The organism is Agromyces sp. Marseille-Q5079 (assembly GCF_051016555.1).
Taxonomy (GTDB): domain Bacteria; phylum Actinomycetota; class Actinomycetes; order Actinomycetales; family Microbacteriaceae; genus Agromyces.
Genome location: NZ_JBPEJF010000001.1, coordinates 143,062 through 159,802 on the forward strand (window position 1 = coordinate 143,062; position 16,741 = coordinate 159,802).

The following is a 16,741-nucleotide window of genomic DNA, read 5'->3' on the forward strand; positions in this document are numbered from 1 at the left end:
CGGGGAGCCTTCCCGCCGCGGCATCCGTCGTTTCCCGGCCGGTCGCCGACACGGCGGGCGCGACTCAGGAAGGGGCGGCGGCCAGGGCGCGGGCCTCGACCCCGAGGTCGGGGTGGTCGACGAAGACGCCGTCGACGCCCGTGGCCAGCACGTCTCCGAACGCGCCGATCCAATCGCCCCACGAGGCCTTGCCCTTGCCGCGCCGATACGGCGCCGGCAGAAACCGGTTCTCGGGCCGCAGGGTCCAGGTGAAGACGCTGAGCCTCGCCGCGTGCGCGGCGTCGACCAGCGCGGCGCCGACGAGCGGGCGATCGGAGGCAGTGCCCGAACGCGCGTCGCCGTGCCCCCCGAGCAGGCGGGGCACGCCCACGCTCACGCCGTCGAAGCGGCCGGCGAGCGCGCGCAGCCCTGTGCCCGTCACGAACGAGTCGTATGCCGGCGCAGCCGGGCCGTCGGTGCGCACGAGGTCCGCGGGCGCACCCGATCCCTCGACGAGCAGCACCCGGGAACCGCGGATGCCGCGGGCGGCCAGCTCGTCGAGCACGGTGGGCTCGAACGCCTCCATGATGAGCCGCTCGTCGCCGGCGCCCCACCCGGCCGCGCCGAGCTCGGCCGCGAAGAGCTCGTCGAGCGGAAGCCCGATCGAGGCGAAGTGGCTCGCGTGCTTGAACTCGGCGACCATCCGCAGGAGCCGCCCCTGCTCCCCCGCCGCTCGGTCGATGATCTCGAACAGGTCCCGTAACCGGATCACCGGGTAGCGGTCGTCGAAGCTCGCGCTCGCGTGCCGGAGCGCGCCGAGGCGCTCCCTCGCCCGCAGCGTCGCGAGCTCGGCCCACGTGAAGTCCTCGGTGAACCAGCCGGTGAGCGGCGACCCGTCGATCTCGCGGATGGTGCGCCGCCCGGCGAACTCTGGCCGGGAGGCGACATCCGTCGTGCCCGAGATCTCGTTCTCGTGGCGGAGCACGAGCACGCCGTCACGCGTGGCCACGAGGTCGGGCTCGACCGCGTCGGCGCCCAGCGCGAACGCGAGTTCGTAGGCCGATCGGGTGTGCTCCGGCCGGTACCCGGAGGCGCCGCGGTGTCCGATGACGAGCGGATTCGGCTGGCGTTCGTCCGGCATGCGCCTCAGCGTAACCGCCGCGACCGGTGCTGACGGCGGAAATCCGCGTGAATTCACGGCATCGTCACGGAATTCACCGGATAGATTGGATGTTGCACCGGATGCAGCATCCGACCCCTTCCCCCGCACCGACGACAGCCGAAAGCAGAGGAACACCATGGCTCTCGACAATCCCGCCTTCTCGCGGAATCCCGCCTTCTCTTCGCAGGGAGCCCAGGCCGTCGCGCAAGACGTCTCGGCGCAGCAGCTGCACGAGATGTACAACCAGCCCGCGACGCTGCCCGACCGCGAGGTCATGACGGTCGAGAACACCATCGCCAAGACGGTCGGCGCCTTCGCCGTGCTGCTCGTGGGCGCCTCGATCGGCTGGGTCGTCACGCCCGCCATGCCGGCGCTGTTCTGGGTCGCATCGATCATCGGCTTCGTGCTCGCGCTCGTCAACATCTTCAAGAAGGAGCCGTCGCCGCCCCTGATCCTCGCGTACGCGGGCGCACAGGGCATCTTCATCGGCGGCATCTCGCAGATCTACGAGGGCGCCTACTCCGGCATCGTCGCGCAGGCCATCATCGGCACGCTCGCCGTCTTCGGCGTCACGCTGGCCCTCTTCGCGAGCGGCAAGGTCCGCGCGTCGAAGAAGGCCACGAAGGTCTTCCTCATCGCGATGGTCGGCTACCTCGTCTTCGCGGTCATCAACATGATCCTCATGTGGACCGGCGTCAACAACGACCCGTGGGGCCTGTACGGCGCGACCATCCCGGGCACCCAGATCCCGTGGGGCATCGTCATCGGCATCCTGGTGATCCTCATGGCGGCCTACTCGCTCGTGCTCGACTTCGACGCCATCCAGCAGGGCGTGCGCAACCGCGCCCCGAAGAAGTACGGCTGGTCCGGCGCCTTCGGCATCATGGTCACCGTCATCTGGCTCTACCTCGAGATCCTCCGCTTCATCGCCATCGCGCGCGACTAGCGCCGGCTCGCTCGAACGAACGGGGTCGCCTTCGGGCGGCCCCGTTTCGTCGTCTCCGGCGAAGCACGCGACGAGGGGCGGATGCCGCGTGCTGCGACATCCGCCCCTCGGTCGTGGTCGTGGCCGACCTGCGAGATCAGAGCCCGAGCGAGGCGAGCGAGTCGCGGATCGCCCGCGCCGAGACCTCGAGCAGGTCCGCCTCGTCGTCGGACATGGGCGCCTCGGCGATCGGGAACGCGCCCTCGCCGCCGACGATGCAAGGGATCGACAGGGCGATGCCGTCGAGCCCGCGGATGCCACTCAGCACCGTGCTGACCGGCAGGACGGCGCGCTCGTCGTTCACGATCGCCTCGACGATGCGGGCGCCCGCGAGTCCGATGGCGTAGTTCGTGGCCCCCTTGCCCTTGATGACCGTGTAGGCGGCGTTGCGAACCTCGTCGGCGATCTGGTCGAGCTCGGGCAGCGTGAACGGCTCGCCGCCCCTCCAGTCGAGGATCGGCACGGGCCCGATGCCCGCCTGCGACCACAACGGGAACTCGGTGTCGCCGTGCTCGCCGACGATGGCGGCGTGCACGCTCGACGTCGAGACGCCCGCGCGCTTCGCGAGCAGCCAGCGCAGCCGCGAGGTGTCGAGCACCGTTCCGGAGCCGAAGATGCGGTTGGCGGGCAGCCCCGAGATGCGCTGCGCCGCGACCGTCATGACGTCGACCGGGTTGGTGACGAGCACGTAGATCGCGTCGGGCGCGCGCTCGAGCAGGCCGGGCAGCAGGTTCTCGAGGATGCGCACGTTCGTGCCTGCGAGGTCGAGCCTCGTCTGGCCCGGCTGCTGCTTCGCCCCCGCCGTGATGACCACGACGTGCGAGCCCTCGACCACGCCGAGGTCGGCACCACCGCTCACGCTCGCCCCGGTGAACTGGGTGCCGTGCGCAAGGTCGAGCACTTCGGCCTCGACCTTCTCGCGGGCGATGTCGTACAGCGCGACCTCGCTCGCGGCTCCCCTGATGAGGGTGGCGTAGGCGAGGCTGGTGCCCACGCTCCCGGCTCCGACGACGGTGACCTTGGCATTCTCGACGACATTCACCCTTCCCATCCTGCCGTCATCGGCGACGAATGTCAGGAGCGCGGATCGGTATGCCGGATGAACGACGAACGGCCGCCCGAGGGCGGCCGTTCGTTCGCGATCAGGGAGCGATCACTCCCACTCGATGGTTCCCGGCGGCTTCGACGTGACGTCGAGCACGACCCGGTTGACCTCGGCCACCTCGTTGGTGATGCGGTTCGAGATGCGTGCGAGCACGTCGTAGGGAAGGCGCGTCCAGTCGGCGGTCATCGCGTCTTCGGAGCTCACGGGACGCAGCACGATCGGGTGGCCGTAGGTGCGGCCGTCGCCCTGCACGCCGACCGAGCGCACGTCGGCGAGGAGCACGACGGGGCACTGCCAGATCTCCTGGTCGAGGCCCGCGTTCGTCAGCTCCTCGCGCGCGATCGCATCGGCCTGGCGGAGCAGATCGAGACGATCACGGGTGACCTCGCCCACGATGCGGATGCCGAGGCCTGGCCCCGGAAACGGCTGGCGCCCGACGATCTCCTCAGGGAGGCCGAGCTCGCGGCCGATGGCCCGCACCTCGTCCTTGAAGAGCGTACGCAGCGGCTCGACGAGCTCGAACTGCAGGTCTTCGGGCAGGCCGCCCACGTTGTGGTGGCTCTTGATGTTCGCGGTGCCGGTGCCCCCGCCCGACTCGACGACGTCGGGGTAGAGCGTGCCCTGCACGAGGAACTTGATGGGCTGGCCATCGGCCGCGGCCTCGGCGATGAGGTCGCGCTCGGCCTGCTCGAACGCGCGGATGAACTCGCGCCCGATGATCTTGCGCTTCTGCTCGGGATCGGTGACCCCGGCGAGTGCGTCGAGGAACGTGTCGACCGCGTCGATGGTGACGAGGCGCACGCCCGTGGCGGCCACGTAGTCCTGCTGCACCTGCTCGCGCTCGCCCTGCCGGAGCAGGCCGTGGTCGACGAACACCGCCGTGAGCTGGTCGCCGACGGCCTCTTGGACGAGGGCCGTGGAGACCGCCGAGTCGACGCCGCCCGACAGGGCGGAGATCACGCGAGCCGAACCCACCTGCTCGCGGATGCGGGCGACCTGCTCGGCGATGACGTTGCCCGAGTTCCAGTCGGCGGGGATGCCGGCGGCACGGTGCAGGAAGTTCTCGATGACCTTCTGGCCGAACTCCGAGTGCTTGACCTCGGGGTGCCACTGCACGCCGTAGAAGCCCTGCTCGTCGTTGGCGAACGCCGCGACGGGCGTGGTGGCCGTCGAGGCGAGCACCTCGAAGCCCGCGGGTGCGACCGCGACGGAGTCGCCGTGGCTCATCCACACGATCTGCGCCTCGGGCTGTCCGCCGAGCAGCGCGTTCTCGTCGTCGGTGCGCGCGGTGACCGCGGTCGCGCCGTACTCGCGGTGGCCGGTGTGCGCGACCTCGCCGCCGAGCTGCTGGGCCATGACCTGGAAGCCGTAGCAGATGCCGAGCGTGGGAACGCCGAGCTTCAGGATGCCCTCGTCGAGCGAGGGCGCCCCCTCCTCGTAGACCGACGACGGCCCGCCGGAGAGCACGATGCCGATCGGGTTGCGGGCACGCACCTCGTCGGCCGTGATCGTGTGCGGCACGATCTCGGAGTAGACGGATGCCTCCCGCACACGTCGTGCGATCAGCTGCGCATACTGCGCGCCGAAGTCGACGACGAGGACGGGACGCTGCTCGGTGGGCTGGTCGGTCACGGCTGGGCCTCCACGGTGTCGGCGTCGGATGTGGTCTGGGGCGCCTGCGACGCGGCGTCGAGCGCTTCGCGCTGCTCGAGGTAGGTGTTGACCTGGCGCGCGATGCGGCCCTCGAGGAAGAACGAGAGGAACGGGATGATGCCGCCGAGCGCGATGAGCAGGAACCGCGAGAACGGCCAGCGCATGAGGCTCCAGAGGCGGAAGTCGCTGAAGAGGTAGAGCACGTAGAACCACCCGTGCGCGATGAGGATGCCGGTCGAGAGGTTGACCCCCTCGCCCGTCGAGACGAGCCCGGTGGGGGTGTCGACCACGGGCGCGAGCGTGAGGAATCCGGCCGGGCCGAACGCGAAGAGCTCGTAGTGGAAGACGTACTTGACGATCATCTCGGCGCAGAGCAGGAGCAGCATGACGCCGGTGATGACCGACGTGACGGCGTAGAGCTTCAGCGCCCCGCGAATGCGCGGCAGATCGGCGGATTTGGGCTCGAGGGGCATGGTCACCAGTCTACGTGGCCCGAATCCGAGTGCGAGCCGGGAGCTCAGCCCCGGGGCGGCTCGCCCGACGGCGGCGACGAGCCGGCCGGGACCCCGGCGAGCGCCGCGGCGGCCTCCTCGGCCTCCTGCTGCTCGCGTTCGACCGCGTCGCGGACGAGCCGGTACCAGAGGTAGACCGCGAAGCCCGCGAAGACGACCCACTCGACCGCGTAGAACACGTTCAGCCAGTTGAGCTCGACCTCGGTCTCGGGCGGCGGCGACGCGATCGGCTCGAGGCCGGCCGCGGCATCCGTCGTCGTGATGTAGCCGAAGTAGACGGGCCGGTCGTCGTACCCGGCCCAGACGTTGATGAGCTGCGCGACCGCGACCGTCGTCATCGCGTACGGATCGCCCTCGTCGTCGGGCTCGACGGGCGCCTCGCTCGGCAGGAAGCGGCCGACGACCGCGACCTCGGATCCGTCGGCCGCGGCGTCGACGGCGTCGGCGGCCGACTGCGCGGCGTCGCGGTCGGGAGCCCAGCCGACGGCGACGGGCAGGCCGCCCGGCGCGGCATCCGTCACCTCGAGGTGGGCGACCACCCAGTAGCCGGCGACGCCGTCGTTGAGCCGGCCCTCGACGAGCACGGTGTCGCCTGGGACGAAGGTGCCGTGCACCTCGACGCGCTGGGCGGTGGCGAGCTGCTCGGTCGGTTCATCGGGCTTCACGAGGTCGCCGAACGCGAGCACGTCCTCGGTCGGCCGCTCGACGGTCGTCGACTGCTCGACGGCCCGATCGATCTGCCATTGCCCGAGGAGCGCGAACCCGGTCGCGACGCCGAGGGCGAGGATCAGCGCGAGCACCCATCGCGGGCGCAGCATCATCTGCAGCATCAGGCCCCGATGCCTCGCGCGCGGGCGAAGGGGATGGCGTCGGGCATGCCGTCAAGTCTACGTCGCGGAGTCGGCGCCGCATCACGGCGCCGACTCCGGCGAGACGGTGCGACCCGTTCGGTCAGTCGACCTTCACGATGTCGGGCGCGTGCAGGCGTGCCTTGTCGGCCGACTCGTCATCGGGCTGGAGCTGCGACTCCCGCTCGGCCGCGACCCGCTGGAGGTAGCGATCGACCTCGAGCTGCTCGCGGGCCTCGTCCCATCCGAGGACGCCGCCCATGAGCTTCGCCGCCACCGGTGCGGCCGAGACGCCGCGGTCCCAGGCCTCGATCGAGATGCGGGTGCGCCTGGCCAGCACGTCGTCGAGGTGCAGGGCGCCCTCGTGGGATGCCGCGTAAACGACCTCGGCGGCGAGGTAGTCGTCGGCGCCGGGCAGGGGCTCGCCGAGCGAGGCATCCGCCTTGATGAGGTCGAGCAGTTCGTCGGTCAGGGTGCCGTAGCGGTTGAGCAGGTGCTCGATGCGGACCTTGTGCACGTCGAACGCCCGCGCGATCTTGCTGCGCTTGTTCCAGGCGGCCTGGTACCCCTCGGCCCCCAGCAGCGCGATGTCCTGCGTCGTCGACTTCGGCACCCGCCCGTCGAGCGCGTCGGCCGCCGCATCGATGGCGTCCATCGCCATGATGCGGTAGGTCGTCCACTTGCCGCCCGCGACGACGACGAGACCGGGCACCGTGTGCGCCACGATGTGCTCGCGCGACAGCTTCGACGTCTGGTCGTTCTCGCCCGCCAGCAGCGGCCGAAGGCCGGCGTACACGCCCTCGACGTCTTCACGGGTGAGCGGGATCGCGAGCACCGCGTTCACGTGCTCGAGGACGTAGTCGATGTCGGCCGCCGTGGCCGCCGGGTGCGCCTTGTCGAGGTTCCAGTCGGTGTCGGTCGTGCCGATGAGCCAGTGCCGCCCCCACGGGATGACGAAGAGGACGCTCTTCTCGGTGCGGAAGATCATGCCCATGGCGGACTGGATGCGGTCGCGCGGCACCACGAGGTGGATGCCCTTGGACGCGCGCACCTTGAACGTGCCGCGTTCGCCGACCATGCGCTGCGTGTCGTCGGTCCAGACGCCCGTGGCGTTCACGACCTGCTTCGCACGGATCTCGAAGTGCTCGTCGGTCTGCAGGTCGTGGGCCCGCACGCCCACGACGCGCTCGCCCACCTTGATGAACCCCTCGACCTTCACGCGCGACGCGACGTGCGCGCCGTACGACGAGGCGGTGCGGGCGAGGGATGCCACGTAGCGGGCGTCGTCGACCTGGGCGTCGTAGTACGTGAGCCCGCCCACGAGGGCGTCGTTGGAGAGCGACGGGATCGCGCGCATCACCTGTCGCTTCGAGAGGTGCCGGTGGTGAGGCACCCCCGGAGGGCGCCCGCCCGTGTAGCTGAAGACGTCGTAGAGCAGCATGCCGGCGCCGATGTAGAGGCGCTCGAAGAACCGCTTCTTGAGCGGGTAGAGGAATCGCACCGGCTTCACGAGGTGCGGCGCGATGCGCTGCAGCAGCAGGCCGCGTTCGATGAGCGCTTCGCGCACCAGGCGGAAGTCGAGCTGCTCGAGGTAGCGGATGCCGCCGTGCACGAGCTTCGACGATCGGCTCGACGTGCCCGAGGCCCAGTCGCGCGCCTCGAGCAGCCCGGTGGAGAGCCCTCTCGTGACCGCGTCCAGTGCCGCGCCCGTGCCGACGATGCCGCCGCCCACGACGAGGATGTCGAGTTCCTTCTCCTTCAGCCGCGCGATCGCGGCCTCGCGTTCGTCGGGACCGAGCTTCGTCGATCGTGCGACGGTTGCCGGGGCATCCGCCCTCGACGTGGGCGTCGCCGCCGTTGCACGCCCGGTTCCGGTCGAAGCCGGCTTCTGTGTCGCCATCGTCGTCCCCATCCTCGCGATCGCAGACGGCGACCGCGTGATCCGCTTCCACGCTACCGGAGCGCGGGCCGGATCAGGAGGGACCCGCGGGATCCGATCGACGGGAAGCCGGATCGGATCGTCGCGGACCGGTCAGAACGACTGGTACGGCGCGACGACGACCTCGACGCGCTGGAACTCCTTGAGGTCGGAGTAGCCGGTGGTGGCCATCGAGCGGCGCAGCGCGCCGACGAGGTTGGCGCTGCCGTCGGCTGCGGGCGCCGGCCCGTACAGCACCTCTTCGAGCGCGGCGACCTGGCCGACCTGGACCCGACGGCCGCGGGGCAGCTTGGAGTGGTGCGCCTCGGCGCCCCAGTGGTAGCCGCCGCCAGGGGCGTCGGTCGCGCGCGCGAGCGCGGCGCCGAGCATGACCGCGTCGGCACCGCAGGCGATGGCCTTGACGATGTCGCCCGAGGTGCCGAGTCCGCCGTCGGCGATGACGTGCACGTAGCGGCCGCCCGACTCGTCGAGGTAGTCGCGGCGCGCGCCCGCGACATCCGCCACCGCGGTGGCCATGGGCGCATGGATGCCGAGCGTCGCGCGCGTCGTGGACGCCGCGCCGCCGCCGAAGCCGACGAGCACGCCGGCAGCACCGGTGCGCATGAGGTGCAGGGCCGCCGTGTACGTGGACGCCCCGCCGACGATGACGGGCACGTCGAGCTCGTAGATGAAGCGCTTGAGGTTCAGCGGCTCCTGGTTCTTGGACACGTGCTCGGCCGAGACCGTGGTGCCGCGGATGACGAAGAGGTCGACGCCCGCGGCCACGACGGTGCCGTAGAGCTCCTGCGTGCGCTGCGGCGAGAGCGCACCGGCGACCGTGACGCCCGCCGCGCGGATCTCGGCGAGGCGCTCGGTGACGAGTTCGGGCTTGATGGGCTCGGCGTACAGCTGCTGCATGCGCTGCGTGGCCTGCTCGGGCGCGAGGTTGCGGATCTCGGCCAGCACGGGCTCGGGGTCCTCGTACCGGGTCCAGAGACCCTCGAGGTCGAGCACGCCGAGGCCGCCGAGCTGGCCCATCATGATCGCCGTCTTCGGCGACACCACGGAGTCCATGGGCGCGGCGAGGAACGGGATGTCGAACTGGTACGCGTCGATCGACCACGTGGTCGAGACGTCTTCGGGGTCTCGGGTGCGTCGGCTGGGCACGATGGCGATGTCGTCGAACGCGTAGACGCGACGGCCCCGCTTGGAGCGGCCGATCTCGATCTCCTGGGTCACCAGCCCAGCCTACCGAACGGCGTCTCCGCTCGTCGGACGCACGATCGAGCAGGTCGTCCCCCTCGACTGCTGCGTCACGGTCGCGCTCGGCTGACGAGCGGATGCCGCGGGCGGGCGCCGCGGGTCAGCGCACGCGCTCGACCCTGGCCTCGTCCCAGACCGGCGCATCGGCCTCGACGACCCGGCCGTCGGCGGCGAACACCACGAACCGATCGAAGCTCCTCGCGAACCAGCGATCGTGCGTGACGGCGAGCACGGTGCCGTCGAAGCGCGCGAGCGCGTCCTCGAGCGCCTGGGCCGAGACCAGGTCGAGGTTGTCGGTCGGTTCGTCGAGCAGCAGCAGGGTCGCACCGCTCAGCTCGAGCAGCAGGATCTGCAGGCGCGCCTGCTGGCCGCCCGAGAGCTCGTCGAACCGTTGCAGCGCGGCGCCCGCCAACCCGTACCGGTCGAGCGCGGAACTCGCGGCCTCCCGCGGCATCCCGTCGCGATTCGCGTCGCCTCGATGCAGGATGTCGAGCAGGGTGCGACCCCGGAACTCGGCGTGCTCGTGGTTCTGCGCGAACCACCCGGGAACGACGCGGGCGCCGAGCACGGCACGGCCCTCGTGAGGCACCCGGGCGAGCGCCTCGCCGACCGTGGTGACGTGGCCGAGGAGGCGGTCGGGCTCGGTGCCGCCGCCGGCGAGCAGCCGGAGGAAGTGCGACTTGCCAGATCCGTTCGACCCGAGGACCGCGACCCGGTCGCCGTACCAGACCTCGAGGTCGAACGGCTTCATGAGCCCGCTGAGCTCGAGCTGCTCGCACACGACCGAGCGCTTGCCCGTTCTCGAGCCCCGCAATCGCATCGTCACCGCCTGGGCGGGCGGGCGCTCCTCGGGCGGACCCGCGTCCTCGAACCGCCTCAGGCGGGTGAGCGCCGCCTGGTAGCGCGAGGCCATGCCGTCGTTGTACGTCGCCTTGACCTTCAGGGTGTTCACCAGGGTCTTCAGCGCGAGGTGCTGCTCGTCCCATCGCCGGCGCAGCTCGTCGAGGCGCTCGAAGCGCTCCTCGCGTGCGGCGTGGTAGCCGTCGAACCCGCCGCCGTGCACCCACGCGGAGCTGCCCGCGGGGCTCGCCTCGAGCGTCACGATGCGGTCGGCCGCCCGGGCGAGCAGCTCACGGTCGTGCGAGACGAGCAGCACCGTCTTCGGCGTCGCGCGGAGCGCCCCCTCGAGCCAGCGCTTGCCCGGAACGTCGAGCGAGTTGTCGGGCTCGTCGAGCAGGAGCACCTGCTCGGGCCCGCGCAGCAGCGCCTCGAGCGCGAGCCGTTTCTGCTCGCCTCCCGAGAGGGTGCCGAGCTCGCGCCACCTCGCCCGCTCGAACGGGATACCGAGCGCCGCCGTCGTGCAGTGGTCCCAGACCACCTCCTGCTCGTAGCCGCCGGCCTCCGCGTACTCGGCGAGCGCGGTCGCGTAGCGCATCTGGTTCGCCGTGTCATCCGCCTCGATCAGCGCGTTCTCGGATGCCTCGAGCTCGACGGCCGCGGCACGGATCCGCTCGGGAGCGACCGAGACGAGCAGCCCCGCCACCGTCGCAGAGGCCCCGGCCGCCGACTGCCCGTGCCCGATGAACTGGTCCATGACGCCGAGACCGCCGTCGACCTGCACGCTGCCCTCGTCGGGCCGCAGGTCTCCGCGGATGATGCGCAGCAGCGTCGATTTGCCCGCGCCGTTGGCGCCGATGAGCGCGGTCGTGCGCCCGTCGACGACGCGGAACGCGAGGTCGGCCAGGAGCGGCCGGCCGTCGGGCAGCGAGAAGGAGACGCCGTTGACGTCGATGAACCCCATGCGAGACATCCGTTCCGTTTCGCGACGATCCGTCGCGGCGCACAAGGCAGCCGATCAGGATATCGTCCCCGAGCTGATGTCGCGAGCCGACGCCGGAAGGCGGCTGACGGGTGCCGCGCAACGGCCCCGGCCGCGCACAGATCGATGCGGCATGCTGGAGGCATGCATCGCATCGACGCGGACCCCATCGACCTGCTGCGCGCACGCACGAGCGTGAAGTGGCGCGAGCACGGAGCCGACGTGCTGCCGCTGCCCGTCGCCGAGATGGACTACCCGCTCGCCGAACCGATCGCGTACGCCCTGCACCGGGCGATCGACCGCTCCGACACGGGGTACTCCTCGCTCGGGCCCGCGGTCGCCGAGGCGTTCCGCGGGTTCGTCTCGACCCGGTTCGGCTGGGACCCCGACCCCGACCGCGTCACCTGCACGACCGACGTGTCGATGGGCCTCGTCGAGGTCCTCCGCCAGGCGATCTCGCCCGGCGACCGCGTGATCGTGACCTCCCCGATCTACCCGCCGTTCTTCGACCTGGTCACCGAGGCGGGCGGCGTCGTCGAGGAGATCCCGCTGCAGGGCGGCATCCGCGAGGGGTGGTCGTTCGACCTGGCCGGCATCGAGTCGGCCTTCGCCGCAGGCGCACGGGCGATGCTGCTCTGCAACCCGCACAATCCGACCGGGTGGGTTCCAGCATCGGAGGACCTCGCGTCGCTCGCCGAGCTCGCCGCGGGCGTCGGCGCCACGATCGTGAGCGACGAGGTGCACGGCCCGCTCACGCAGCCCACGGCCGCGTACACGCCCTTCCTCACCGTGTCGGATGCCGCGCGCGAGCACGGCGTCGCCGTCACCGCGGCCACGAAGGCCTTCAACATCGCCGGACTGAAGGCCGCGCTGATCCTCAGCGCGAGCGAGCGCGGAGACCGGCTGCGCGAGGCCATGCCCTACGAGGTCGCGTGGCGCATGAGCCACTTCGGCGCCATCGCCACGATCGCCGCGTTCACCGAGGGCGGGCATTGGCTCGACGGCGTGCTCGCCAGCCTCGACGACAACCGCCGCCTGCTCGCGGACCTGCTCGAGGAGGAGCTGCCCGATGTCGGGTACCGGGTTCCGGATGCCACCTACCTGGCGTGGCTCGACCTGCGCGCGCTCGGCTGGGGCGATGATCCTGCGACCATCGCCCTCGAGCGCGCCAAGGTCGCCCTCCTGGGCGGACCCGCCTTCGGCTCGGAGGTCGGCCGAGGCCATGTCCGGCTCAACTTCGCATGCTCTCCCGAGGTGCTCGCCGAGGCGATCACGCGCCTGGCCGACGCCCGGTGACCGGTCGCGGCGCTGAAGCGCGTCGCTCCGCGCCGGCACTGACCTGCAGCGGCGCCGAGCGTCAGCGCTTGTAGTTCGGCGCCTCCACCACGATCTGCACGTCGTGGGGGTGCGACTCCTTGAGTCCGGCCGCCGTGATGCGCACGAACTTGCCCTTCGCCTTGAGCTCGGCGATGGTACGGCCGCCGACGTAGAACATCGACTGACGCAGGCCGCCGATGAGCTGGTGCGTCACGGCCGCGACCGAACCGCGGTATGCGACCTGGCCCTCGATGCCCTCGGGGATCAGCTTGTCGTCGCTCGGGACATCCGCCTGGAAGTAGCGGTCCTTCGAGTACGAGGTGTTCTTGCCCCGCGTCTGCATGGCGCCGAGCGAGCCCATGCCCCGGTACAGCTTGAACTGCTTGCCGCCCTGGAACACCACGTCGCCGGGCGACTCGTCGGTGCCCGCGAGCAGCGAACCGACCATGACGGTGTCGGCACCGGCGACCAGCGCCTTCGCGATGTCGCCCGAGTACTGCAGGCCGCCGTCGGCGATGATCGGCACGCCCGCCTCGCGCGCCGCGAGGTACGACTCGTAGATCGCGGTGACCTGCGGAACACCGACACCGGCGACGATGCGGGTGGTGCAGATCGAACCGGGACCGACGCCGACCTTGACCGCGTCGACGCCCGCGTCGATGAGCGCCTGCGCGCCTTCGCGGGTGGCCGCCTGGCCGCCGATGACGTCGATGTGATCGAACGTGGGGTCCGACTTGATGCGGCGCACCATCTCGATCACGCCCGCGGAGTGGCCGTTGGCCGTGTCGACGACGATCACGTCGACTCCCGCATCACGCAGGGCCTCGGCGCGCTCCCATGCGTCGCCGAAGAAGCCGATCGCGGCACCCACGCGCAGGCGGCCCTCGGAGTCCTTCGTGGCGTTGGGGTACTGCTCGGACTTGTCGAAGTCCTTCACCGTGATGAGACCGGTGAGGCGACCGGCGTCGTCGACGAGCGGCAGCTTCTCGACCTTGTGCTGCGCGAAGATCGCGATCGCCTCGTCGGGGTCCATGCCGACGCGGCCCGTGATGAGCGGCGTCTTCGTCATGACGTCGCGGACGGGGGTCGAGCGCTTCTCGAAGTCCGAGACGAAGCGCATGTCGCGGTTCGTGATGATGCCGACGAGCACGCCGTCGGCATCGACGACCGGGAGCCCGCTGACGCGGTAGGTGGCGCACAGCTCGTCGACGTCGGCCACGGAGGCATCAGGCGTGGTCGTCACCGGGTTCGAGACCATGCCCGACTCGCTGCGCTTGACGCGGTCGACCATCTCGGCCTGGTCGGCGATCGAGAGATTGCGATGCAGGATGCCGATGCCGCCCTGCCGGGCCATGGCGATCGCCATGCGCGCCTCGGTCACGGTGTCCATCGCCGCGGAGAGCAGCGGCGTCGCGACGGTGATGCGACGCGTGAGTCGGGAACTCGTGTCGGCCTCGCTCGGGATGACGTCGGTGGGCCCCGGGAGCAGCAGCACGTCGTCGTACGTGAGTCCGATGAATCCGAACGGGTCGTGCTGGTCCATTGGGGCGCCCCTTATCGCGTGGTCGGCATCGAGATGCACCGCCGCGGGCGCGAAGGGCCTTGCACGGTGTCTACCGATTCTAAGCGAGCGGGACCTTGGAGTATTCCCCACGCGCGTCCTGTGCGCGCGGGCGACGCCACAGGGCGGATATCACGCGTTTCTCACGATTCGGCTGCGGTTCCCGAACGTGGGGCATGTGAAACACGGACGACACACTACGCTCATAACGTCTCCTTCACGGTCGATGGGACTCCTGTCGCCGTGGTGTCCCAACCTGGAGGTTTCGTGAGATCCCCATCCCCTGTCGTCGCGCACCCACCCGGTCGCATGATCCGGCTCCTCGGCGTCATCCTCGCCGTGACCGCCGCCATGCTCGGCGTCTTCGCACTGTCCGCATCACCGGCCATGGCCGCCGAGGGCGATCCATATCGCATCAGCGGCAACGTCCAACTCGACGGTGAGCCACTCGAAGGCGTGAAGTTGGTGATCGACGGGCCAGGCGGCAAGCAGACCGTCGAGACCGACGAGAACGGCCAGTGGCGCGTGAGCGTCCCCGAGAAGGACGAGTACACCGTCACGCTCGACGAGGACACGCTCCCCGAGGGCATCGCGGTCGTCGACCCCGAAGACGACTCTCCGAACGAGAAGGAGGTCACGGTCGGCGCCGGCGGGCGCGTGAGCGTGAACTTCTTCATCGGCGAGGGCGAACGCAACGTCACGAGCATCTGGGACCAGTTCCTCCAGCGCACGGTGCAGGGCCTGAACTTCGGGCTCATGCTCGCGCTCGCGGCCATCGGCCTGTCGCTCGTGTTCGGCACGACCGGCATCTCCAACTTCGCCCACGGCGAGATGGTGACCTTCGGTGCGGTCGCGGCATCCTTCCTCGTGAGCGCCGGATCGATGGCACTGCCGCTCTGGATCGGCCTCCCGCTGGCCGTGGTGCTGAGCGCCGGGCTCGGGCTCGCGCTCGACATGGTGCTGTGGCGTCCCCTGCGTCGTCGCAGGGTCGGAGTCGTGCAGCTCATGATCGTGAGCATCGGCCTCTCGCTGGCCATGCGCTACACGTTCCAGTTCTTCATCGGCGGCGGCACGACCCAGCTGCCGTACGCGTCGGCGCAGAAGATCTCGTTCGGTCCCGTTCAGCTGAGCGGCATCGACATCGGGTCGATCGCCATCTGCATCGTCGTGATCGTGGGCTTCGCGGTGTGGCTGACCCGCTCGCGGCTCGGAAAGGCGACGCGCGCGATCAGCGACAACCCCTCGCTCGCCGCGGCATCCGGCATCGACGTCGACTACGTCGTCCGCGTCGTCTGGATCATCGCCGGCGGCCTCGCCGGTCTCGCCGGTGTGCTCTACGCCTACTACCGGCCGGGCATCAAGTGGGACATGGGCGCGCAGGTGCTGCTGCTCATGTTCGCCGCCGTCACCCTCGGCGGTCTCGGCACGGCCTACGGCGCGCTCATCGGCTCGCTCATCGTCGGCGTGCTGGTCGAGGTCTCGGGCCTCTGGATCCCCGACGACCTCAAGTACGCGGGTGCGCTCGTCATCCTCATCGTCATCCTGCTGTTCCGGCCACAGGGCATCCTGGGCCGACGAGAGAGAATCGGTTAGGCACGCATCATGGACTGGCTTCAGATACTCTCCAACACCGCGTCGTCGATCCTCAGCCCGGCGACGATCGGATACGCCCTCGCCGCGCTCGGCCTCGCCGTGCACTTCGGCTACGCCGGCCTCCTCAACATGGGCATCGCCGGCTTCATGGCCATCGGCGCCTACGGCTACGCGATCTCGATCCTCTCGTTCGATCTCCCGTGGTGGCTCGGCGCACTCATCGGCCTCGCGGCATCCGCCGTGTTCGCCCTCATCCTCGGTGTCCCGACGCTCCGATTGCGAGGCGATTACCTCGCGATCGTGACCATCGCGGCCGCCGAGGTCGTGCGCCTGCTGTTCCTGACGACGGCGTTCGACGACATCACCGGCTCGGCCGACGGCCTCAGCGGCTACCACGGCAGCTTCCGCGAGGCCAATCCGTTGCCAGAAGGCACGTACGGCATCGGCCCATGGACGTACAACGCGAACGACTGGTGGGTGCGCATCCTCGGCCTCGTCACGCTCGCGGTCGCCGTGCTCGTCGTGTGGATGCTCATGCGCAGCCCCTGGGGCCGCGTGCTCAAGGGCATCCGCGAAGACGAGGACGCCGTGCGCGCCCTCGGCAAGAACGCATTCTCGTACAAGCTCCAGGCCCTCGTCCTCGGTGGCGTGCTCGCCGCGGCGGGCGGAATCGTGTACGCACTGCCATCCGCGGTCAGTCCCGGCGTCTACGTGACCTCGCTCACGTTCTTCGTCTGGACGGCCCTCCTGCTCGGCGGTGCCGCGACGGTCTTCGGACCACTGCTCGGGTCGCTCATCTTCTGGGTGCTGCAGACCTTCCTGAGCAACTTCCTTCCCGCACTCGTCCAGGCCGGCGTCCTGCCGTTCATGACGCAGATCCAGGCGGGCACCCTGCGCTTCATCCTCGTCGGTGTCGCGCTCATGCTGCTCGTGATCTTCATGCCGCAGGGAATCCTCGGCAACAAGAAGGAGCTGACCTTTGTCAAGTGAGATCCCGGCTCCCATCGAGCCCACCCCAGATGCCGT

General features: G+C 70.3%; 13 protein-coding genes. 4 read left to right on the forward strand and 9 right to left on the reverse strand.

Going from position 1 to position 16,741, the window contains the following annotated elements:
• Positions 1 to 64: 64 nt before the first annotated feature.
• Positions 65 to 1,120 (reverse strand): glycerophosphodiester phosphodiesterase family protein, encoded by a 1,056-nt coding sequence (locus ACR3IO_RS00645; RefSeq protein ID WP_434069247.1) that lies wholly within the window; start codon positions 1,118 to 1,120, stop codon positions 65 to 67.
• A gap of 157 nt (positions 1,121 to 1,277) precedes the next feature.
• Here ACR3IO_RS00645 and ACR3IO_RS00650 point away from each other — a divergent pair, with 157 nt between their 5' ends.
• Entirely contained in the window at positions 1,278 to 2,087 is an 810-nt protein-coding gene (locus ACR3IO_RS00650) for a Bax inhibitor-1/YccA family protein (protein ID WP_434069248.1), read from the forward strand.
• 136 nt (positions 2,088 to 2,223) lie between these two features.
• On the opposite strand, the gene ACR3IO_RS00655 is transcribed toward ACR3IO_RS00650, so the two are convergent.
• From ACR3IO_RS00655 to ACR3IO_RS00685, 7 genes are all read right to left on the reverse strand, one after another.
• Complete coding sequence (locus tag ACR3IO_RS00655; protein ID WP_434069249.1) at positions 2,224 to 3,168, reverse strand: L-lactate dehydrogenase; 945 nt, start codon at positions 3,166 to 3,168, stop codon at positions 2,224 to 2,226.
• Between the two features lie 111 nt (positions 3,169 to 3,279).
• A complete protein-coding gene (gene guaA / locus ACR3IO_RS00660) occupies positions 3,280 to 4,863 on the reverse strand; it encodes a glutamine-hydrolyzing GMP synthase (protein ID WP_434069250.1) in 1,584 nt (527 codons plus the stop codon).
• Positions 4,860 to 5,357, reverse strand: coding sequence for a DUF3817 domain-containing protein (locus ACR3IO_RS00665; RefSeq protein WP_434069251.1), 498 nt, complete (start codon positions 5,355 to 5,357; stop codon positions 4,860 to 4,862). Before ACR3IO_RS00665 ends, guaA begins: the two co-directional genes overlap by 4 nt.
• 44 nt (positions 5,358 to 5,401) lie before the next feature.
• On the reverse strand, positions 5,402 to 6,214 hold the full coding sequence (locus ACR3IO_RS00670) for an SURF1 family protein (protein ID WP_434069252.1): 813 nt from the start codon (positions 6,212 to 6,214) through the stop codon (positions 5,402 to 5,404).
• A 133-nt stretch (positions 6,215 to 6,347) separates the two neighbouring features.
• Positions 6,348 to 8,144, reverse strand: a complete 1,797-nt coding sequence (locus tag ACR3IO_RS00675) for a glycerol-3-phosphate dehydrogenase/oxidase (protein ID WP_434069253.1) — start codon at positions 8,142 to 8,144, stop codon at positions 6,348 to 6,350.
• 132 nt (positions 8,145 to 8,276) lie between these two features.
• Entirely contained in the window at positions 8,277 to 9,401 is a 1,125-nt protein-coding gene (locus ACR3IO_RS00680) for a GuaB3 family IMP dehydrogenase-related protein (RefSeq protein WP_434069254.1), read from the reverse strand.
• Between the two features lie 124 nt (positions 9,402 to 9,525).
• A complete protein-coding gene (locus ACR3IO_RS00685) occupies positions 9,526 to 11,226 on the reverse strand; it encodes an ABC-F family ATP-binding cassette domain-containing protein (RefSeq protein ID WP_434069255.1) in 1,701 nt (566 codons plus the stop codon).
• A gap of 162 nt (positions 11,227 to 11,388) precedes the next feature.
• Here ACR3IO_RS00685 and ACR3IO_RS00690 point away from each other — a divergent pair, with 162 nt between their 5' ends.
• Complete coding sequence (locus ACR3IO_RS00690) at positions 11,389 to 12,540, forward strand: MalY/PatB family protein (RefSeq protein ID WP_434069256.1); 1,152 nt, start codon at positions 11,389 to 11,391, stop codon at positions 12,538 to 12,540.
• 61 nt (positions 12,541 to 12,601) lie between these two features.
• Here the strand turns inward: ACR3IO_RS00690 and guaB are convergent, their stop codons facing one another.
• Entirely contained in the window at positions 12,602 to 14,104 is a 1,503-nt protein-coding gene (guaB, locus tag ACR3IO_RS00695; protein WP_434069257.1) for an IMP dehydrogenase, read from the reverse strand.
• A 327-nt stretch (positions 14,105 to 14,431) separates the two neighbouring features.
• Between guaB and ACR3IO_RS00700 the strand changes: the two genes are divergently transcribed.
• Both ACR3IO_RS00700 and ACR3IO_RS00705 read left to right on the forward strand, forming a co-directional pair.
• Complete coding sequence (locus tag ACR3IO_RS00700) at positions 14,432 to 15,715, forward strand: ABC transporter permease subunit (RefSeq protein WP_434069258.1); 1,284 nt, start codon at positions 14,432 to 14,434, stop codon at positions 15,713 to 15,715.
• 9 nt (positions 15,716 to 15,724) lie between these two features.
• Complete coding sequence (locus tag ACR3IO_RS00705; RefSeq protein WP_434069259.1) at positions 15,725 to 16,705, forward strand: branched-chain amino acid ABC transporter permease; 981 nt, start codon at positions 15,725 to 15,727, stop codon at positions 16,703 to 16,705.
• Positions 16,706 to 16,741 lie beyond the last annotated feature (36 nt).